The sequence below is a fragment of the Runella sp. CRIBMP genome, assembly GCF_009905605.1.
Classification (GTDB): domain Bacteria; phylum Bacteroidota; class Bacteroidia; order Cytophagales; family Spirosomataceae; genus Runella.
The window spans coordinates 136,706-156,209 of the sequence record NZ_JAAAKZ010000010.1 but is presented as its reverse complement, the minus strand read 5'-3'; the positions used below and the strand labels follow the sequence as shown (position 1 = coordinate 156,209).

At 46.2% G+C, this 19,504-nt stretch carries 18 protein-coding genes; 8 read left to right on the top strand and 10 right to left on the bottom strand.

Features of this window, described 5'->3' with window-relative positions:
* Positions 1–30: 30 nt before the first annotated feature.
* The 5 genes from GVN20_RS20935 to GVN20_RS20915 all read right to left on the bottom strand — a co-directional run bounded on the left by GVN20_RS20935 (position 31) and on the right by GVN20_RS20915 (position 5,185).
* The gene (locus tag GVN20_RS20935) at positions 31–360 is read right to left on the bottom strand and encodes an MGMT family protein (protein WP_166560224.1); all 330 of its coding nucleotides are present in this window, start codon (positions 358–360) and stop codon (positions 31–33) included.
* 32 nt (positions 361–392) lie between these two features.
* Positions 393–956, bottom strand: coding sequence for a DUF3109 family protein (locus GVN20_RS20930; protein ID WP_166560223.1), 564 nt, complete (start codon positions 954–956; stop codon positions 393–395).
* Complete coding sequence (locus tag GVN20_RS20925; RefSeq protein ID WP_166560222.1) at positions 953–3,151, bottom strand: LysM peptidoglycan-binding domain-containing protein; 2,199 nt, start codon at positions 3,149–3,151, stop codon at positions 953–955. The genes GVN20_RS20930 and GVN20_RS20925 overlap by 4 nt, the downstream gene beginning before the upstream one ends.
* 20 nt (positions 3,152–3,171) lie before the next feature.
* Positions 3,172–3,813 carry an O-methyltransferase gene (locus tag GVN20_RS20920; protein WP_166560221.1) on the bottom strand — a complete coding sequence of 214 codons (642 nt, stop codon included), beginning with the start codon at positions 3,811–3,813 and terminating at the stop codon, positions 3,172–3,174.
* Positions 3,814–3,946: 133 nt separating this feature from the next.
* Complete coding sequence (locus GVN20_RS20915; protein WP_166560220.1) at positions 3,947–5,185, bottom strand: pitrilysin family protein; 1,239 nt, start codon at positions 5,183–5,185, stop codon at positions 3,947–3,949.
* Positions 5,186–5,300: 115 nt separating this feature from the next.
* Here GVN20_RS20915 and GVN20_RS20910 point away from each other — a divergent pair, with 115 nt between their 5' ends.
* Together GVN20_RS20910 and GVN20_RS20905 are read left to right on the top strand one after the other, a co-directional pair.
* A complete protein-coding gene (locus tag GVN20_RS20910) occupies positions 5,301–5,843 on the top strand; it encodes an RNA methyltransferase (protein WP_166560219.1) in 543 nt (180 codons plus the stop codon).
* A 94-nt stretch (positions 5,844–5,937) separates the two neighbouring features.
* Positions 5,938–6,549 (top strand): hypothetical protein, encoded by a 612-nt coding sequence (locus tag GVN20_RS20905; RefSeq protein WP_166560218.1) that lies wholly within the window; start codon positions 5,938–5,940, stop codon positions 6,547–6,549.
* Position 6,550: 1 nt separating this feature from the next.
* Here the strand turns inward: GVN20_RS20905 and GVN20_RS20900 are convergent, their stop codons facing one another.
* From GVN20_RS20900 to GVN20_RS20885, 4 genes are read right to left on the bottom strand one after another with little or no spacing between them, the layout of a single operon-like run.
* Positions 6,551–7,909: a 4Fe-4S binding protein gene (locus tag GVN20_RS20900; RefSeq protein WP_310586839.1), complete on the bottom strand. Its 1,359-nt coding sequence runs from the start codon at positions 7,907–7,909 to the stop codon at positions 6,551–6,553.
* Between the two features lie 57 nt (positions 7,910–7,966).
* A complete protein-coding gene (locus GVN20_RS20895) occupies positions 7,967–8,896 on the bottom strand; it encodes a 1-phosphofructokinase family hexose kinase (RefSeq protein ID WP_166560259.1) in 930 nt (309 codons plus the stop codon).
* On the bottom strand, positions 8,893–9,492 hold the full coding sequence (yihA, locus tag GVN20_RS20890) for a ribosome biogenesis GTP-binding protein YihA/YsxC (RefSeq protein ID WP_166560217.1): 600 nt from the start codon (positions 9,490–9,492) through the stop codon (positions 8,893–8,895). The genes GVN20_RS20895 and yihA overlap by 4 nt, the downstream gene beginning before the upstream one ends.
* A 34-nt stretch (positions 9,493–9,526) precedes the next feature.
* Positions 9,527–9,916: a VOC family protein gene (locus GVN20_RS20885; protein WP_166560216.1), complete on the bottom strand. Its 390-nt coding sequence runs from the start codon at positions 9,914–9,916 to the stop codon at positions 9,527–9,529.
* 193 nt (positions 9,917–10,109) lie between these two features.
* Here GVN20_RS20885 and GVN20_RS20880 point away from each other — a divergent pair, with 193 nt between their 5' ends.
* Positions 10,110–11,549: a DASH family cryptochrome gene (locus GVN20_RS20880; RefSeq protein ID WP_166560215.1), complete on the top strand. Its 1,440-nt coding sequence runs from the start codon at positions 10,110–10,112 to the stop codon at positions 11,547–11,549.
* Positions 11,550–11,610: 61 nt separating this feature from the next.
* Here GVN20_RS20880 and rocD read toward each other — a convergent pair whose 3' ends face one another.
* On the bottom strand, positions 11,611–12,846 hold the full coding sequence (rocD, locus tag GVN20_RS20875) for an ornithine--oxo-acid transaminase (protein ID WP_166560214.1): 1,236 nt from the start codon (positions 12,844–12,846) through the stop codon (positions 11,611–11,613).
* 225 nt (positions 12,847–13,071) lie between these two features.
* Between rocD and GVN20_RS20870 the strand changes: the two genes are divergently transcribed.
* From GVN20_RS20870 to GVN20_RS20850, 5 genes are all read left to right on the top strand, one after another.
* Positions 13,072–15,645, top strand: coding sequence for a zinc-dependent metalloprotease (locus GVN20_RS20870; RefSeq protein WP_166560213.1), 2,574 nt, complete (start codon positions 13,072–13,074; stop codon positions 15,643–15,645).
* Positions 15,646–15,708: 63 nt separating this feature from the next.
* Positions 15,709–16,170: an Lrp/AsnC family transcriptional regulator gene (locus GVN20_RS20865; protein WP_114069031.1), complete on the top strand. Its 462-nt coding sequence runs from the start codon at positions 15,709–15,711 to the stop codon at positions 16,168–16,170.
* Between the two features lie 30 nt (positions 16,171–16,200).
* On the top strand, positions 16,201–17,667 hold the full coding sequence (locus GVN20_RS30040; protein WP_166560212.1) for a gluconokinase: 1,467 nt from the start codon (positions 16,201–16,203) through the stop codon (positions 17,665–17,667).
* A 118-nt stretch (positions 17,668–17,785) separates the two neighbouring features.
* On the top strand, positions 17,786–18,310 hold the full coding sequence (locus GVN20_RS20855) for a DUF255 domain-containing protein (protein WP_166560211.1): 525 nt from the start codon (positions 17,786–17,788) through the stop codon (positions 18,308–18,310).
* Between the two features lie 133 nt (positions 18,311–18,443).
* A complete protein-coding gene (locus GVN20_RS20850) occupies positions 18,444–19,235 on the top strand; it encodes a PhzF family phenazine biosynthesis protein (protein ID WP_166560210.1) in 792 nt (263 codons plus the stop codon).
* The last annotated feature ends 269 nt before the right edge of the window (positions 19,236–19,504 follow it).

The window sequence follows — 19,504 nt, the reverse complement described above, 5'->3', positions numbered from 1 at the left end:
AAAATGATGGATTAGTATATTTTTGAGAGATTATAAAAGTTCAGTAGAAGGGTCCCAGTAAACGTTTTTGAAATCCCTGATTTTGTCGTTCTCCACCCCGATTCCTTCCTTTTCCAAAAGCTCTTGCATGGCCGTTGGCGACCCAAAAAAAAGTTTCCCTGAGAGAACTCCATTTCGGTTTACGACCCGGTGTGCGGGCACGTCGGGCATTCCGTGGCAGGCGTTCATAGCCCAACCTACCATTCGAGCACTCAATTTAGAGCCCAAAAACTTTGCAATACTGCCATATGATGTCACACGTCCCACGGGGATCTGTCGAACTACGTCGTAGACATCATCAAAGAAGTTTTTAGATTCCAACGGTTTAATTGTCCGATTTTAAAGATGTAAGATTACTGGTTCTCAATTTTATTGACCAATTCGTCGTACCACTCACTGCCGTACTTGGTGATGAGCGGGTCTTTCAGGAACTTATAAATCGGCACGCCTAACTCGCGTCCGTTGTGGCAGGCGGGGTTGCAAATATGCCAACGGTCGTAGTTGAGCGCGTCGAAATGGTCATATTTCGTAATTCGAATAGGATAAAGATAACAAGAAATGGGCTTCCGAAAATTAATTTTTCCGTCCAAGAAAGCCTGTTCAATACCGCATTTAAGGATTCCTTTTTTGTCGTATATGGCGTAGGCGCATTCTTTCCCATTGACCGTGGTCGTGACATAGTCGCCATCTAAATCCTGCTCGTAAAGCCCGTTTTTTTCAATGGCTTCAATGCCTTTTTTGTTCAAATAGGGCTTTACGTGGGGATAAACTTCTTCAAGTAGCGCCAATTCATCCTGCTCAAGGGGAGCGCCCAAATCACCTTCCACACAACAAGCACCTTTGCATTTGGATAATTCACAAACGAAAAAATGGTCAGCTATGTCGTCGCTGATAACGGTATTATCAATTACTATCATTGTTTTTTTATCTTCAGTTGTTGCCCGAGTTTAACTCCTGTATCAGGCAACCCGTTCCATTCTTTGATTTGGTCTACTTTGACTCCGTATTTCTGAGAGATGCTAAACATTGTTTCGCCTTGGGCTACGGTATGATTCGTAAACTCTTCAGCTTTAGGTTGTTGAGTAAGGGTATCACCTACGGGTCGGATGGTTAGCTTTTGGCCGCGGAGTAGCTTTGCATCCTGCGGGAGATTATTCCAATATAAAATATCGTTGACGGTCACGTCATACATCTTTGAGATGCTGTAAAAAGTTTGCCCTGGTTCTACGACGTGTTTAATGACTTTTCCGCTTGCTGCTGGTGCTGAAGGTGGCGTCGTCGTTTTTGGTTTAGGCGTTTCGGTTTTTGTCGTTACAACAGGCTCTTCTTTCACTGTTTCTTTAGGTGTAGAAGGAGACGTTGTATTCTTAACCACTGGTTGCTGTTTTGCGGTGGTTTGCGGTGCGGGTTGGGTAGCAGTAGTTTTGTTGGCTGGTTTGTTGGCCGAAGTTTGTCTTACTGGCTCATCGTCGTTGATAATCACTACCCGGTCGTCATCACTTGGGTTAAAAGAGGGGGCTCTTTTATTGGGCTTTGCTGGTTGTGCCGTGGTTGAGGTGCCCTGTTTAGGCAGATTGGCCGCATCCGTTACTTCTACTCCACCCAATGATGGCTCGTTGGCCGTAGACTTAGTAGGGGGCGGGGTATCGGCCATCTTAGGAGTGTACACTTTGCGCTCTGATGGATTTTGTGGTATTTTATTGGAAGCAGTCGGGGCTGCGCTTTCCCGGGTATTCTCCTGCACGGCGGGACGAGGCTGCGATTTTCCACTGCCCGGAACCCATTCATCCTGCGGCATATCTACGACTTCAACTGGGGTGTTGCGAGGCCGTTTTTTGGTTAGCCAAAGTACTCGGCCCGTTTGTGGCCGTTGATTACGATTGTCGATGCGGTTGTTTTTGACAATGTATTTTAATCGAATTCCGTACACTTGCGAAACTTTCCAAAGAGACTCGCCTTCACGAACAGTGTGGAAAGGAACAACGGCGCGTTTGCCTTTTTTTGCTAGATAATAAACGTCTCCCGGAACAATGGGGTCACGCTCCGACATTTCGTTGTATCGTAAAAAACTGCTGAAACTGATTTTTGCCTTTCGGGCTAAGGATTCAACGTTATCGTTGCCTCCCGCCATAATGCCCGGCAAGCCATTTATTTCGTACAATAATAAGTCATTGCTGTAGCCTTCGGCGCGTACTAAGACTGGAAAACCAATGTCTTTTTGGGTAAAATTATCGCGTTGATTGGGCTTTTGAACCGCCGAGAGGCGAGCACGAGTAGCAGAAAGTTGCTCGTTATTTGCGGGAACAATCAGTGTATAATCTCGGTCAGTCGGAATTTCGTTGGCATTAAGCCAGCGGTTTTCGTTGCGCAATGTGGCTTCGTCGATGCTTAACTCCGAGGCAATATCCCGTAAGGTTCGGCCTTTGGCCTGTGTATATTCTAGCAATACCGTTTGAATAGGAGACCGATAACGGTCAATGGCGGATTCAACGGCGATTTTATGCGCAAAAAAACGCAAAATATAACGGTCTGATTTACCATCTAATGTAACTTCCTTGGCATACGACCATTCGCTGGGGATGTTTTTGCTGATTCCTCCCGCGCCCAAATAATAAGAGTACAACGAAGCAACCCAGTTGTTGAACTGTGTATTGCTTTTTTTGAGATAGCGCGCTGCTGCCCGGGTAGAAGCAGTAATGTTTTTGCGCTCATCAATCATATCGTCGACGCGCAGACCGTAATCAACAGCGGTTTCTTTTTTGAATTGCCAAAATCCAACGGCATTGGAGGCAGAAACGGCATCGGGTTGAAGGCCACTTTCCTGCAAGGCCAAAAATTTGAAATCGGTGGGAATATTTTCGTCAATCAAAATCCCTTCAATGAGGGGAAAATACATCACGCAACGGTCGAGCTTTGACTCCCAATACTTGCGGTTGCCGAGGAGCGCTTTCACGTCTGATTGGATGATGGCGCGAGCATCATCGTCAATCTTAACGTTCATTCCAGCGAAGCCTACGCTGGATGGAACCGTAGGAACGGCAGGTGCCTGCGCCACGATGGCGGAGATGGCAAAGAAAGAAATGAAGGTGATGAGGGTTAAGGTACGTTTCATTGCTTTGGAATCGCTAAAAGTTAATGTTTCCACACGATCATTAGGCCGTCTCGAACTGGCAGTAGCACATTGCTCACCCGCGGGTCGTTGTGGAGTTTCTGATTAAAGTCTAAAAGGGCCTGAGTATCCTTATCTATTCGCTTGTCTGTCTGAACAATTTTTCCGCTCCAAAGGACATTGTCGGCGATGATGACTCCGCCCGGACGGACTTTGTCAAACACCAAATCGTAGTACAAACCGTAATTGAGTTTATCAGCATCAATAAAGACGAGGTCAAAGGTCTCGTTCAAGGTTGGTATAAGCGTGGCGGCATTGGCAATGCGGAAATCAATTTTTTTTCCAAAGGGAGATTGGTCAAAAAAAGACCGTACAAACGATTCGAGCTCTTCGTTGACGTCAATGGTTATCAAAATGCCATCATCGGCCAATCCCTCTGCCAAACATAAGGCTGAATATCCAGTATAGGTGCCGATTTCCAAGATTCGACGCGGTCGAAGCATGGTCGAAAACAACGACAAAAGACGGCCCTGCAAATGTCCCGAAAGCATTCGAGATTGAAGTACTTTTGCGTGGGTTTCCCGGTTGAGTTGCGCCAGTAAGGGGCTTTCGGCTGACGTATGGGCCAGCGAGTATGCTTCTATGGCTGCAGGAATAAAATCCATTCAGTGAGTATTATTTCAACAAATATAAACGAAAAAACGGCTAAAAAGATATATTTGGGCCGTTTTTATCGCTTAAAATGCTTCTTTATAGTGACTTATTTGGAATATATTTTATCGTTGATCTTCTCGTTCGTCACTCACTTTCTGGAACAAAGGTCAGGGTGCTCCATTGACTCTCATCAAACATCTCCTGGGCAATATCTTGCAATTGCGGAGCCGTTACCGCCTCAATCTCGGCAAATATTTCCTGTAATGAATCTACCTTGCCCGTATCCAGAATGCTTTTGGCCATCATCAACATAAAGCTCTGATTACTTTCTTCCGACATGGCTAGTTGGCCCATCAGTTGCTCTTTCAAATTGCGCAATTGAACGGTCGAGAGTGGTTTTTCACGCAGAAGGCGAAGTTCCCGATTTACGAGTTGCATGGCACGCTCTAGGTTGTTAGGCTCCGTACCGAAGAAAACACCCAGAAAACCTGTGTCCAAAAATGGCGCATAATTGGCCTCAATGGAATAAACCAAACCGTATTTCTCGCGCAAAGTCATGTTGAAGCGGGAGTTCATGCCTGGCCCGCCGAGCAGGTTGACAAGCATAAAAAACGGCAGACGCTTCTCGTCCATCAACGCGTAAGCTGGGCGACCCATGGCTACCTGCGCCTGTGTCATGCCACGGGGCGTTTGGATGATTTGAGGTACATAAATTTCGGGCGACGTACGTACTCGCTGCGTGGTGCAATGAGGCAAGTCGTAGAGGTATTTCTCGGCCTGTTTTACGGCTTTCTTAAAAGGTAAATTGCTCACCAATGAAACCACAATGCGCTCAGTATCAAGATTGGCCGCAATAAAAGATTGCAAATCATTGCGGTCAAAAGAGCGTACCGTGTCCGACGTTCCAAGGATATTTTTACCCAGTTGGTGATTTTGAAAAACTACTTCATCAAATTCATCCTGAATGGCATCTTCGGGCGAATCATGATACATGGCCATTTCTTCCAATATCACACCCCGCTCTTTCTCGATTTGTTTTTCGGGAAAAATAGAATGAAACGAAATATCGGAAAGCAACTCAATCGCTTTGTCGCTGTGCGAGGCGAGCAGCGAGGCATGAAAGCAAATTTTCTCCTTGGTCGTGTAGGCATTCAGCTCCCCGCCAACGGTTTCGAGACGATTAATGATGTGGTATGATTTACGTTTTTGGGTGCCTTTAAAGGCCATGTGTTCCCAAAAATGCGCTAAACCTTGCTGATGCGGCAACTCATCGCGGCTACCGATGTCGAGCATGATGCCCCAGTGGGCTATCTGAGTATGAGGTACTTGTTTGTGTACGACACGGATGCCATTGGGCAGCGTGTGTAAGTTATATTCTTCCATTCGTAAGTTTTGTCACTATACAAAGATAACAGTTTTTGGTGGATAGAGGTTTCAGACGTGTATATTCCGACTATTTTTGCGTTCATAAAGGTCTATTTTAATCTGTAAATTTGTAATGATTTCTCCGCGTAAAGTATCAATGGAAGAGCTTAATCGCCTTTCGGCCGATGAATACCTGCTTGCTCCAAAACATTCCTTTGTCTTTGTGTTGGATGATATTCGTAGTTTAAACAATGTAGGCTCAGTGTTTCGAACCTCCGATGCCTTCAGGGCGGAGAAAATCTATCTTTGTGGATTGACAGGAACGCCTCCTCACCGCGATATTACTAAAACGGCCCTGGGGGCAGATAATACGGTGCTGTGGGAACATGTGTTGGATGTGTTGGACTTAGTAGCACGATTGAAGGCGGAAGGCTACAAGGTGGTGGCGATAGAACAAGCAGAAGGAAGTACAAAATTGCAGGATTTTATGCCCGAATTGAACCAAAAATATGCATTTGTGCTTGGTAATGAGGTTTTTGGGGTAAACGAAGAAGTGGTAAGCCAAGCCGATATTTGTTTGGAAATTCCCCAATTTGGCACCAAACACTCCCTCAACGTATCGGTAAGTGCTGGAATCGTGGCGTGGGATTATGTCTCAAAAATGCTAAAATCTTAACATAAAAATAACCTGAAATTTTTGTTTTAACGGAAATTTAGTTATGTATTTGTAGATTTTTTACTTTACAATAAAACACAATATCAAAATCCCCATGAAATCAGAAAAGAAAAAAGCCTCAAGCGAAATTGCCCAAAAAATTGCCGCCGTCGTTGTAGGGGAAACTGTTTCTAAAAAGATAGCTAAAGCGGTGAAGAAAGCCGCGGAAAAACTGGCTAAGAAATTAGATAAAATTAAGAAAAAGGAGGCGAAAGCAAAAGAAGAAGAGGCAAAAGACGCAGCAAAAAAAGTAAAAAAAGCTGCCGAAAAACTGGCAAAAGACGCTGAAAAAGCTGCTAAAAAAGCAGACAAAGGCAAGAAGTCAGATAAAGATAAAAAAGCCGATAAGGACAAGAAGTCTGATAAAGACAAGAAGTCTGATAAGGACAAGAAGGCCGATAAGGACAAGAAGTCTGATAAGGATAAAAAAAGTGAAAAAAAGGATAAAGGTGACAAAAAAGATAAGTCATCAAAAAAAACGCCTCATGAAGTAAAAGAGGTGTCGGCACCTGAAGCGGTTGAAGCCCCTGTTGAAGTGAAACCAGCGCCTAAGCCAAAAGCACCCGTTAAAAAGACTGTAGCGGCTCCTGCCAAGAGAACTTACGTTCGTAAGCCAAAAGCTGAGTCGACCGATACGCCAACTCCTCCCGATACTATCGGCGCTTAATTTACTCTTCCTTTTTTGGCCTCATGGTAGGCTTAAATATCGGTTTAGGCTTGGGTTTTATCCCGTCTGAATCGATATTTTTAATTTCTGGGGTTTCTTCTGATTCTGAAATTTCGGGCGCTACGCTCTCTTCCGCAGATGGAGCCGTAGGTTTTTTCGGCACAAAAACGGGCTTAGGTTTGGAGGGAGCAACGTCGTTTGCTGGTGTACTGTCTACGGTGGTCTGCGCCTGTGAACCCTCGACTACTGGTTTTTTGGGCTTAAAAACAGGTTTTGGCTTTGCCTCGGGCGCACCGCTGACTTCTTCTTTTGGTTCATTATTTGCAGCTTTTTCAATAGCAGGCTCCTGATTTTCTACGGTAGAAGTAACCGGTTTTTTTGGCGTAAAAACAGGTTTAGGTCTAGCAATAGGCTCACTGTTTTCAGTGGACGCCGCATTTTCAGCGGTAGCTGTAGAATCGTCAACAAGAGGTTTTTTTGGTTTAAAAACGGGTTTTGGTTTCGGCGCTACTTCGCTGTTTTCGGCCGAAGTTGAGCTTTCGATAACGGGCTTTTTAGGGGCAAAAACGGGTTTTGGCTTGGGCGCTACTTCGCTGTTTTCGGCCGAAGCTGAGCTTTCGATAACGGGCTTTTTGGGTGCAAAAACGGGCTTCGGCTTGGGGGCTATTTCGCTGTTTTCAGCACTTTCCACCTCTACCTGTGGACTTTCAGGAACGGGCTTTTTGGGGGCAAAAGCGGGTTTGGGCTTGGTTGCAGGGGGGGCAGGTGCTTCAGCGGGTAGGGGAGTGGCTTTTTGTTTTTTTAACTCTTCTTTTTCGAGCAAGAATTGTTCATAAAGTGACTTTTTCTCAGCGGCCAGTTCGGGAGTTAGATTCGAATAGTGATAGTTCATGTCCCGCACGTCAAATTCGCTGTAATCAAACGTTTTGGTCATGGTCAGGCACTCCGTAGGGCAAACCGTGGTGCAAAGTCCGCAGTAACAGCACTTGGCCATGTCGATGTCAAATACCGCCGCATAAAGACGAATAGGCGAGCCGTCAGAGGCTTTTCCTACTTCCTCAGTGGCCTTAATCGGCTCAATGTCAATACAATCTACTGGGCAAACTTTGGCGCATTTGTCACAAACGATGCAGTCATCCATCTCGTTGTGGAGACGGTACCGGCCATTGTCGGGGATGGGCATGGTTTCAAATGGGTACTGAAGCGTCACCATTCCAGTTTGTTCCTGAAAGTAGTCATTTTCTCGGATACTGTGATTGCCGCGCCGCTTGCGCGCATCCCATAAGTGTTTGAGCGTGAGCTTCATCCCCGCAAGGGTGGTGCGGATGCCTTCGTTGATATGTTGGAAGTAGGCGTTCACTTTTATTTTGTTAGCCTTCAAATAATAATCAAAATTCTAAATGTCAATTGGTGAGGTTTATTTACCAAATCGTTTAAACCACTCCAACAGCCGGTCTACATCGGCGCGCAAAAAAAGCTGGGTGCCCTCGTTCATGGTTGCTGCCGAGCCGCACGCCACGCCCCAGCGTAACATTTCGGGATACGAAAGTCCTTGCGTGAGTGCCCACGTCATGCCCGCCACCATGCTGTCGCCTGCACCGACGGTACTGCGCTTCTGCACGGGTGGGGCGGGGACGTGTTCGCAAAGGTCTTTGGTCACTAAAATCGCCCCTTTGGGCCCCATTGAGACAATGACCACTTCGCATTTGCCGTCGCCGATGAGCGTGCGGGCGGCATCATCTACGTCGTCCATTTGGAGGTTGGTGGTTCCGACCAGCGCTTCAAGTTCGCCGATATTGGGTTTGAGCAAAAACACACCTTCGTCGCACGCGGCACGGAGCGGCTCACCCGACGTGTCGAGCACGAGCCGAGCACCGATTTTGTTGGAAATAGCCGCTACCTTTTCATAAAAATTGACGTCCATTTTAGGTGGCAAACTGCCGCTGGCTACTACATAGTTAGCCCCAGAATGTTCTAAAGCATCCAAAATTGCCTGTGTTTCGGCTTCCGTGAGTGCGGCCCCCGGCATTCCAAAGCGGTATTGGGCGTTGGTAGATGTTTCGGCAACAACGAAGTTTTCCCGGGTCCATTCGTTGGTTTCGATGATTTTGGCGTCAATTTGCTCTTGTTTTACCAAATCTGCCAACAATTGCCCCGACGCACCGCCCGCCGTAAAGATGGCCAATGATTTACCGCCCAGGCGTCTGATGGCTTTGGACACATTGATGCCGCCGCCGCCTGCATCAAAACGAGGAGGGTCACACCGAAGTTTTTGTTCGGGTATCAGACGGTCAATGACCGTACTTTTGTCGATGGCAGGGTTGACGGTGAGGGTAGTTATGTTCATTTTTTTAGCTGATTCCATTCATCAATTTGTTTCAAAACATCCAAGCGTCCCTGTTTCGACACCGATGAGGTTACAAAAAATAACGGTAGTTCGTCCCAAGTTTCTAGTAACTTCTTTTTATAATCAGACAGGTGATTTTGCAGTTGAGTGGCAGTTAATTTATCTGTTTTAGTAAAAATAAGGGCAAAAGGTACGCCATTGCTACCGAGTTTTTCCATGAACTCCAAGTCCACTTTTTGGGGTTCAATGCGGCTGTCGATGAGGACAAAGGTACAAATCAGATTTTCGCGTTGGAACAAATAATTATTAATCATTTCGCCCCAGATTTTGCGGTCAGTCTGGGAAACCTTGGCGTATCCATACCCAGGCAAATCAACCAGATACCAAGAGTCGTTGATTAGAAAGTGGTTGATTACTTGGGTTTTACCAGGCTTAGAGGAGGTTTTGGCAAGGTCGCGTCGTTCGGTGAGGGCGTTGATTAACGACGATTTGCCCACGTTAGAACGTCCAATGAACGCATACTCCGGACGGTCGGGTTTGGGACATTGCTCGTTGTTGGCCGAGCTTTTGACGAAAACGGACGTTTTGATTTTCATGCTACAAAATTACGAAGAAACTGGGCGGTATTGCTCAAATTTCGTAAAACTCAATCGGTAAATCATCGGGGTCGGCAATAAAAAAGAATTTCTTTTGGGTCAGCTCATCCACTCGAATGGCTTCACAAGCCACGTTTTTTTGTTCTAAATAGGCGTGGGTTTGGTCAATATCCAATACACTAAACGCCAAATGCCGCAACCCCGCTGCTTCGGGCCGTGATGGACGCGCTGGTGGATTCGGAAACGAAAACAGCTCAATCTGATACAAGCCATTGACGGCCAAATCTAATTTGTACGAATCGCGTGCTTCGCGGTAGGTTTCAGCTATGACCGTTAGGCCGAGAATTTGGGTGTAAAAATGTTTTGAACGCGTATAATCACGACAAATAATGGCGACGTGATGGATATTTTGAAGTGATAGCATAAACAAAAAGGTATAAACCGATGGTTTTGTAAAGTAAACTACTTTTGTTCAATGCTCAAAGGGTTGGATAAAAGGGGGGACGCTAAGAAATAAAATTTGGTACTTGTTCAAAAAAAACTCTTCGTGTTTTCGTTAAATCTATCCCTGATAGGCGTAGTTTTGACGTATTGAAAATAACATATCATTTACCTCCATGCCCAAACGCATTATTTATTGGTTTCGAAACGATTTGCGCCTGCACGATAACGAAGGCTTTTTGAAAGCCATTCAGGACGCCGACGAAGTGATTCCGATGTACGTTTTTGATACGCGTCAGTTTGAACAGATAGATCCGCTCGGTATTCCTAAAACAGGTACTTTTCGGGCGAAATTTTTGCTTGAATCAGTCCAAAATCTTCGCGATAACCTTCGCAAAAAAGGTGCAAATCTGGTCATCAGAATGGGTAAACCCGAAGTAGTCATTAGCGAATTTGCGCGTGATTTGGACGTGACGGCCATCTATACCGCTAAAGAAGCAACGCAGGAAGAAACCGACGTAGAAACCTCCCTTTCAAAAAAACTCAAGGTGGATAATATTGATTTTGAGGTTTTTTGGGGCTCTACGCTCTATCACCCACGTGATTTACCCTTTTGGGTGTCTCGTTTGCCCACGGTGTTTACTGATTTCAGAAAAGCGGTGGAAGGACAATCCGTGATTCGTCCGATTTTTCATGAACCCGTGGCGCTGCGTATCCCCGAAGGATTGGAGTTTGGTAAGATGCCTGAAATCTACGAGTTGATTTTGTTTTCGCAGCTCCCCGAAATTGACCAACGGGCGGCGTTGGCGTTTAAAGGAGGAGAAACGGAAGCTCTTCATCGTCTTCATCATTACCTGTGGGAAACTGGCCTGATAAAATCCTACAAAGAAACCCGGAATGGCCTTTTGGGGGCTGATTACTCATCAAAATTTTCGCCTTGGCTGGCTTTGGGGTGTTTGTCGCCCCGCCAGATTTATGAAGAAATAAAGAAGTATGAAGCCAAAAATGGGGCGAACGAGTCGACCTACTGGCTCATTTTTGAGTTAATTTGGCGCGATTATTTTCGCTTTGTGGCCCTAAGGTACGGCACTCGCCTTTTTAAAACCTCAGGGATTCAATACAATCTCGAATTGCGGTGGAATCATCGTCGTGAGCTGTTTGATAAATGGGTTAACGGTCAAACGGGTGTTCCATTTATCGACGCCAACATGCGTGAACTCAAACGGACGGGATTTATGTCAAATCGTGGACGGCAAAATGTGGCGAGTTTTTTGGCCAAAGATTTAATGGTCGATTGGACGTGGGGGGCGGCTTATTTTGAAAGCCAACTGATTGACTACGATGTGTGTAGCAATTGGGGGAACTGGAATTATGTGGCGGGGGTGGGAAATGACCCGCGCGAAAACCGTTATTTTAATATCCTAACGCAGGCTAATAAATACGATAGTAAAGGGGCGTACGTAAAAACGTGGTTGCCCGAATTGGCTGCCGTTCCGGCTGAGTCGGTTCATAAAGTGTGGACGTTGACGCCCGAAGCGCAGAGCCAGTACAATGTCCAACTGGGAGAAAAATATCCGCTACCGATTGTGGAAACTAATAAGTGGTTGCGGAAATAAAAAAGAACGTCGGCGAGCAGCTCCACTGTGGGTGCCAAACCTCGCCGACGTTGTAGATTCCCTATACACTCAAAATTACCTCTTCAATCAAGTCACATGCCTCGTGGAGTTGAGCTTCGGTGATAACGAGGGGAGGTGCAAAACGAATTTTGTTGCCGTGGGTCTGCTTGCAGAGTAGGCCTTTTTCTTTTAATCGAAGGCAGATTTGCCACGCCAGCGGGCTTTCTTCGTCAGTATTGATAACCACCGCGTTTAGTAGACCTTTGCCGCGTACTTCCTGAATCAAATCTGTTTTATGTTGTAATTCTCGCATCCTTTCGCGGAAAACTTCGCCTAATCGCTCGGCATTTTCGGCTAAATGCTCGTCTTTAAGTACCGAGAGGGCCGCTACTGTCACCGCAGCTGCGAGTGGGTTGCCGCCGTAGGTCGAGCCGTGCTGGCCAGGTTTGATGGTCAACATGATTTCGTCGCTTGCCAGTACGCAAGAAACTGGGTACACACCGCCCGAAAGCGCTTTTCCCAAAATTAAAATGTCGGGTTTTACATCTTCGTGGTCGCAGGCGAGGCGTTTCCCCGTGCGGCCGAGTCCCGTTTGTACCTCATCGGCAATAAAAAGTACATTGTATTTTGTACAAAGTTCACGCACACCACGCAGATAGCCCTCGTCGGGCACTACCACGCCCGCTTCGCCCTGAATCGGCTCCACCATAAAACCCGCAATGTTGGGGTCAGCCTGAAAGGTTTGTTCCAACGCCGCCAAATCATTGTACGGAATAATGATGTAGCCTGGCAAAAACGGACCGTAATCGTCGGTGCTGTCGGAGTCGGTAGAGGATGAAATAGCGGCCATTGTACGCCCCCAAAAGTTGCCAGCGGCATACACGGTTTTGGCTTCGTTTTGGGGAATGCCTTTGACCAGATACCCCCATTTGCGGGTGAGTTTGAGGGCAGTTTCTCCGCCTTCTGCGCCTGAATTCATCATCAGGACTTTATCGTAACCAAAATAGTCGCACAAGAATTTTTCACATTCACCGAGGACTGAGTTGTAAAACGCCCGCGACGTGAGCGTGAGTTTTTGGGCTTGGGTCACGAGGGCTTCCACAATGCGCGGATGGCAATGCCCCTGATTGACGGCGCTGTAGGCCGACAAAAAATCGAAATACCGTTTGCCGTCGATGTCCCACACAAAAATACCTTCTCCGCGCTCAATCACGACTGGAACAGGTTTATAATTGTGCGCTCCGTAGCGTTTTTCGAGGCCAATTAAATAGTCTGATTGGGTGATTTCTGCCGTCATGGGAGTCGATTGGTTTTGTATTTTTGACAATTTTCAAATTTGTCAAAAGTAAAATATAACTTATTTTCAATCAGAAATAGGTCATATTTATTTAAAACAGTAAAAATTAAAAGCAATTTTCATAAAACATTGCGGCTTTTTTTCTTGTTTTGACACTTGAATATTTTCAAAAAACCACTTACCAAAAACCTGACGAGTAAAACGTCAATCAACAAATCTACAACCATGCTTAAATACCTGACATTTCTGTCTTCTTTTGTGGCGTTGACGGCCATTGCGCAAGACCGAAGACCTACCACACCCACCACACCTACTACTCCTGCATCTCCGCCTCCCGCTGCGGCTCCCGCACCAGCTAAGCCTGGCCCTAAAGCCTACAAAGAAGTAATCACAGACAAAAGCAAAACCACGAAGGGATTATTTATCGTCCATAAAATTGATGAAAAATACTTTTTTGAATTGCCTGATTCCCTGTTGGGCAAAGAAATGATGGCCGTAACGCGCTTGTCGCAGTCGAGTACTACGCCTGGTTCGGTGGGCTTGCCAGCCTACGGCGGTGAACTTCTTAATCGTCAAGTAGTGCGGTTTGAGAAGGGGCCTGAAAACAAAATTTTCATGCGTGCTGTGGCGTATATTAACGTAAGTGAAGACGCTAACTCGCCCATTTATAAGGCCGTACGCAACTCCAACGTTGACCCGATTGCGATGGCGTTTGACATCAAGGCTGTTCGCAAAGATACCTCAGTGGTGATTGAAGTAACAGATTTCTTCAAAGGTGAAAACGCCGTAATTTCTATGTCGCCCGTGGTGAAGCAGGCGTACAAACTAACCACCATTCAGACCGACCGTACCTACATTCAGAGCATCAAGTCGTTTCCGCTCAATACAGAGATTAAAGTGGTAAAAACCTACGGAGCCATTCCGCCGATGCCTACACCTGCTTCGCCCGTTCCGAGCCCGATACCTTCGGTCAATTTGCCCGCTTCTTCCATTGCGGGGGCTGTCACGATGGAGTTGAACACTTCGTTTATTGCGCTTCCTGCCGTGCCGATGAAGCAGCGTTTGTTTGACATTCGGGTAGGTTATTTTGCCAACGGCTACCGCGTATACGGTGAAAACTCGCAGCGTACGGAAGACAAAACGTTTGTGGTGCGGTGGCGTTTGGAACCCAAAAATAAAGAAGACGAAGCGCGTCAGCGTCGGGGAGAATTGATTGAACCTAAAAAGCCAATCATCTATTATATTGATTCTGCAACGCCCGAAAAATGGCGTAAATACCTCAAAATGGGCGTTGATGACTGGAATGTAGCGTTTGAAAAAGCAGGTTGGAAAAACGCCATTCAGGGTGTGATATTGGACGAAAAAGACACGACCATCAGCTTAGAAGATGCCCGAAATTCAGCCATTCGTTATTTTGCTTCCGATATTGAAAATGCCTACGGACCCAACGTTCACGACCCGCGTACGGGCGAAATCTTGGAAAGCCACATCGGTTGGTACCACAACGTCATGAAACTCCTGAAAAAATGGTACATGACCCAAGCCGCCGCCGCTGACCCACGCGCCCGCAAAAATAAATTTGATGATGAGTTGATGGGACAATTGATTCGGTTTGTGTCGTCGCACGAAGTAGGACATACGCTTGGCCTGCGCCACAACTACGGCGCTTCGACCGCGACGCCCGTAGAAAAACTGCGTGATAAAGAGTTTACAAGTAAAAACGGACACACTTCTTCCATCATGGATTACGCCCGTTTTAACTACGTAGCCCAACCCGAAGACGGCGTAACAGATTTCTTCCCTCGCATAGGTGATTACGATATTTGGGCCATTGAATGGGCCTACAAGCCTATTTACGATACCAAAACGCCCGAAGAAGACAAGGTTGTTTTGAACAAATGGTACAAAGAAAAAGCCCTGCCGAACCGTCGTTTGTGGTTTTTGACCGAAACCAACCCTTACGACCCGCGCGCTCAAAACGAAGACGTGGGCGATAACGCGATGCTTTCCAGTGATTACGGTATCAAAAACCTGAAACGCATCGTGCCAAACTTGGTGACATGGACTTCCGAAGAAGCTGAAGACTACGAAATGCTCGAAGAAGGCTACAACGAAGTGGTGACGCAATACCGTCGTTATCTGGGCCACGTGACCAAGTACGTAGGGGGAATCTACGAAACGCCGAAAACCATGGACCAAGAAGGAGTGATTTATGAGGTTACGCCTAAAAAACTCCAGAAAGACGCGGTCACGTTTCTGAACCAGCAACTGTTTACCACGCCAACGTGGTTGTTGGATGCCAACATCATGCGCCGTATTCGTCCAGATATGGGCGTAGATTTTGTATCAAAAATTCAGGAAGCAACTTTGACAAGCCTCTTTGCGGCAGACCGCCTGCAACGTATCATCGAAGCCACCGAAAAAACGACGGGTGCGTATACGTTAGACGAATTGTTTACTGATGTTCGTTCGGGTATTTGGTCCGAACTCAAAACGCGTAAAGCTGCTGATACCCACCGCCGAAACCTCCAAAAAATCTTTGTAGAGCGGATGGTTGCAACGTTGAACTTGCCAAGTGTGCCGTCGTTTGGCGGAACGGGTACGGCCAAAGTATTCGGTGCCGTTTTGCCACCTTCGGCCGACCCGCGCAAAGGAGATATTCAGACCATGGTGCGGGCGCATTTGACCCTGCTGCGTGGTGAGATTCAGGCGGCGATTCCTGCCACTACCGATAAAATGACCAAATACCACCTTCAAGATTGTCTTTTCCGCATCACGAAGGCATTAGACCCTAAATAATCGTCGTTAACGTTGCTTTTTGGAGGAGTATTTCTTCCAAAAAGCAACGATTATTTATAACCCATGGAAGAGCCCTTAGACGAATACGACCGACTTATTTTACAGCAACTCGAACGAGATGCGCGTAAAGCCTACTCGGCCATTGCCGACGACTTGGGTATTTCTAACACAATGGTGCACCAGCGGGTTGGAAAACTCAAACGCATTGGTATTCTGAAAAGTACTACCGTCGTGCTCGACGAGCGTAAATTGGGGTTTGAGTGGGGAGCTTTTACGGGCATAATGCTCAAAGAAGACTCCGATTCTGAAAAAATAATTGAAGCGCTCAAGCAAATTCCAGAAGTGACGGAGTGTTATTATATTACGGGTAAATATACGTTGTACATCCGGATTGTGGCGCGCAGCAATGAGCACATGCGGCGCGTACTTTACGAGAAAATAGACCACATTCCGGGGGTACTGAAAACCGAATCATTGATTGATTTCGGGGCCGCTTTCAAACGAAATGTCCCCATTGAGGAGTGAGCTTTTTACCATTTACTAAACCTTACCTCTGTGCAAAGTACTTGGATTGGAGTAGACATCGGCACCACCAATGTCAAAGCCGTGGCTTTTGACGAAAACGGGAGCGTGGTGGCCCACGCCACGGGAACTTGCGTGACGTACCATCCCCGAAATCGTTTTGTTGAACAAAATCCTGACGAGATATACCGACTTTTTGTCCATGTACTTCGGCAGGTAACGGAGCAGTTGCGGCACAAAAATGCCACGGTAGAGGCCATAAGTTTGTGCTCAGCCATGCACAGCGTCATTCCACTGGATGCCCACAATCATCGTCTTACGCGGTCGGTACTTTGGGCAGACAATCGCAGCGAAGCCCAAGCCGACGTCCTTAAACAAGCCGATATTTTCCCCAAATTGTATTCGCATACGGGCATTCCTGCCCATCCGTACGCCCCCCTGACGAAGATGGTTTGGTTTCGCCAAACCCAGCCCCAACTTTTTAAGCGTATTCAACGGTTTGTATCCCAAAAGGAATACATTTGGTTTAACCTTTTTGGGAAGTTTCAAATTGACTATTCGATGGCTTCGGGTACGTCGCTTTTGAACAACCGCCGCCTAAAATGGAGTGAAATGGCATTGGCTTATACGGGTATCAAGGCCACGCAATTGTCGGAAGCGGTGCCCACGTACCATATCGAAAAACTGACGAATCCCTCGCTTTGCCGCAGACTTGGATTGCGCTCCGGAACTCCCTTTGTCATTGGCGCGGGCGATGCTTGTTTGGCCAATTTGGGCTCGGGGGCTTTGGCCAAAGGTGTTTCTACCTTGACCATCGGTACCAGCGGAGCCATCCGTCAAACGGCCGCTACGCCAGCCCGTGATGAGAAAAGACGACTTTTTACGTACGTGCTCGACGAGACCCATTTTGTATCGGGCGGGCCGACCAATAACGGCGGTAATGTGTTGGAGTGGCTTTCAAAACACCTTTTACTGAAAGACCCGAGCGAGCTGCTTGCTTTGGCCGAAAATGCTCCTCCTGGGGCCGAAGACTTACTTTTTGTGCCTTACCTGTTGGGAGAAAGAGCGCCCGTTTGGGATGCCCATGCCCGAGGGAGCTATCGAAATTTAAGTTGGCAACATACCCAAGCGCATCTGGTGCGCGCCACGATTGAAGGCATTGTACTCAACTTGAATCAAACGCGCCAAATCATTGATAACCAACTTTCTAAAACCCAGATACTCCACGCCAATGGAGGATTTACGCAATCCAAATTTTGGGTGCAATTGCTGGCTGATATTTTTGGGATAGCGGTAAAAGTCAACCAAAGTGGTGAAAGCGGGTGTTTGGGGGCTATTATGTTGGCAATGAAAGCGTTAGAAAAAATAGAAAGTCTTGAGAAAGGCGTTCAGAACTGTGTTCATTTTGCCGAAACTTACCATCCTGACCCCTCTAATCGACTGATTTATCGGAAAGTAAACAAAAATTTCGGGAAGCTGATTACCCAGACAAAAGCTTGAAAAAATTAGAAATATATTGACAGGATAAGAATTTCGTTGTACGATTGGCGCGGTATTTGAGAGAACCAAATAAAATTCAAAACCGTTACTAATCAGTACTTAATCATTTCTAAAAACCATGAAAAAAGCAGTATTAGTTACCCTATCGGCGGCACTTTTGGTAAGTCTGATGGCGCTAAAACCCCAAAATCCCCCCGTAGAAGAAGCCAAAATAAAATGGGTAACCTTAGAAGAAGCCTATAAACTTAACCAAAAACAGCCCCGAAAAGTGTTCATTGACCTTTACACGGATTGGTGTGGATGGTGCAAGGTAATGGATAAAAATACCTTCAAAAATGCCGAAGTAATCGACTTTGTCAACAAGAAATACTATGCCGTAAAGTTCAATCCCGAGAAAGACGGTGATGTGATGTTGGGCAAAGTTTCTTTTAAAAACATGCTCAACGGCAAAGTTACGGGCTATCCTACGACCGTATTTATGAATGAAAAAATGGCGCTCATTCAGCCAGTTTCGGGATACTTGGAGCCGCGTATGTTTCATCAGGTGCTGACGTATTTTGGGGATAACAACCACGAAAAAGAACCTTTCGACCAATTTAAAGAAAAAACGTATCCCGGAAAATACACGGCGAAAGCACAGTAATTATCATTGTATACCATTGTTTTCTGTAGATTGGCATGGGGTGGAGAGGTTCTTTTTCTAAAAGAAGATTTTTGAAGAAAAACGAACCTGTCCACCTTTGCAAATGTTTAGAGATTTTACCAACGCTATGAATATGGAACTTCCTATATATCAGCTTGATGCATTTACCAGTCAAGTTTTTGGGGGCAACCCCGCCGCCGTTGTACCGCTTACATCTTGGCTACCTGATGCAACATTGCAGGCCATTGCTGCTGAAAATAACCTCGCCGAAACCGCTTTTTATGTTCCAACTGACCACGGATTTCATATTCGTTGGTTTACGCCTACGGTCGAAGTAGACCTATGCGGTCACGCTACCCTTGCCACTGCTTACGTTTTGTTTTCGATTGAGAATTACGCCCAAGAGCAAATCCACTTTGATTCTCGAAGTGGCGTTTTGACGGTTCGACAGGAAGAAGATTGGCTTATTCTGGATTTTCCAGTTGATACACTTCATAAACAACTGGTGTCACCTCCCGCTTTGTTGGAAGCCTTGGGGGACGTCGTACCCGTAGAAATAATCCGGGGGAAAACCGACTTTATGGCCGTATTGGAGAATGAAGAGCAGGTAAGAAACCTCAATCCTGACGTAATATTGCTTTCTACCTTACCCGTTAGAGGCGTGATTATTACTGCCAAAGGCCAAGACGTTGATTTTGTCTCTCGCTTTTTTGCCCCTCAGTCTGGCATCGCCGAAGACCCCGTAACTGGCTCAGCCCATACTACGCTCACACCTTATTGGGCCGAAAAACTCGGAAAAACGGAGTTCAGCGCCTTGCAGGTTTCAAAGCGGGGAGGAGTGCTGAAGACCAAGCTGATTGGAGAGCGGGTAGAAATAGCAGGTCAGGTACGATTATACTTGAAAGGTACGATTGTTACTGGCTGAAATACGCCTCACTACTTCTTTTAACCTAACAATTTCGTACTTACGAAGCAAGCCAGCGCTTTCGCTGACCATAAATAATGCTTGTTAGTGGCGCAGATAAATATATACGATTAGATGAAGTAAAATTCTTTCTTATTGGTTTTAGAAGGAATGGACCATTTTAAAGTGCCTAATCAGCTATTTTAAAACATACTTCCTCAGTAGGTATATTCTCAAGAAAATATACCCATTTAACAACAGAAAATACTAAAACATATCTTATATTCGCA

Bases quoted from the DNA above. Each gene is read 5' to 3' on its own strand.
- yihA (WP_166560217.1), bottom strand. From the start codon at position 9,492: ATGAAAATCAAAACGTCCGTTTTCGTCAAAAGCTCGGCCAACAACGAG.
- GVN20_RS20865 (WP_114069031.1), top strand. From the start codon at position 15,709: ATGGAAGAGCCCTTAGACGAATACGACCGACTTATTTTACAGCAACTC.
- GVN20_RS20895 (WP_166560259.1), bottom strand. From the start codon at position 8,896: ATGAACATAACTACCCTCACCGTCAACCCTGCCATCGACAAAAGTACG.
- GVN20_RS20880 (WP_166560215.1), top strand. From the start codon at position 10,110: ATGCCCAAACGCATTATTTATTGGTTTCGAAACGATTTGCGCCTGCAC.
- rocD (WP_166560214.1), bottom strand. From the start codon at position 12,846: ATGACGGCAGAAATCACCCAATCAGACTATTTAATTGGCCTCGAAAAA.
- GVN20_RS20925 (WP_166560222.1), bottom strand. From the start codon at position 3,151: ATGAAACGTACCTTAACCCTCATCACCTTCATTTCTTTCTTTGCCATC.
- GVN20_RS20885 (WP_166560216.1), bottom strand. From the start codon at position 9,916: ATGCTATCACTTCAAAATATCCATCACGTCGCCATTATTTGTCGTGAT.
- GVN20_RS20855 (WP_166560211.1), top strand. From the start codon at position 17,786: ATGAAAAAAGCAGTATTAGTTACCCTATCGGCGGCACTTTTGGTAAGT.
- GVN20_RS20850 (WP_166560210.1), top strand. From the start codon at position 18,444: ATGGAACTTCCTATATATCAGCTTGATGCATTTACCAGTCAAGTTTTT.
- GVN20_RS20870 (WP_166560213.1), top strand. From the start codon at position 13,072: ATGCTTAAATACCTGACATTTCTGTCTTCTTTTGTGGCGTTGACGGCC.
- GVN20_RS20905 (WP_166560218.1), top strand. From the start codon at position 5,938: ATGAAATCAGAAAAGAAAAAAGCCTCAAGCGAAATTGCCCAAAAAATT.
- GVN20_RS20910 (WP_166560219.1), top strand. From the start codon at position 5,301: ATGATTTCTCCGCGTAAAGTATCAATGGAAGAGCTTAATCGCCTTTCG.
- GVN20_RS20915 (WP_166560220.1), bottom strand. From the start codon at position 5,185: ATGGAAGAATATAACTTACACACGCTGCCCAATGGCATCCGTGTCGTA.
- GVN20_RS20920 (WP_166560221.1), bottom strand. From the start codon at position 3,813: ATGGATTTTATTCCTGCAGCCATAGAAGCATACTCGCTGGCCCATACG.
- GVN20_RS20930 (WP_166560223.1), bottom strand. From the start codon at position 956: ATGATAGTAATTGATAATACCGTTATCAGCGACGACATAGCTGACCAT.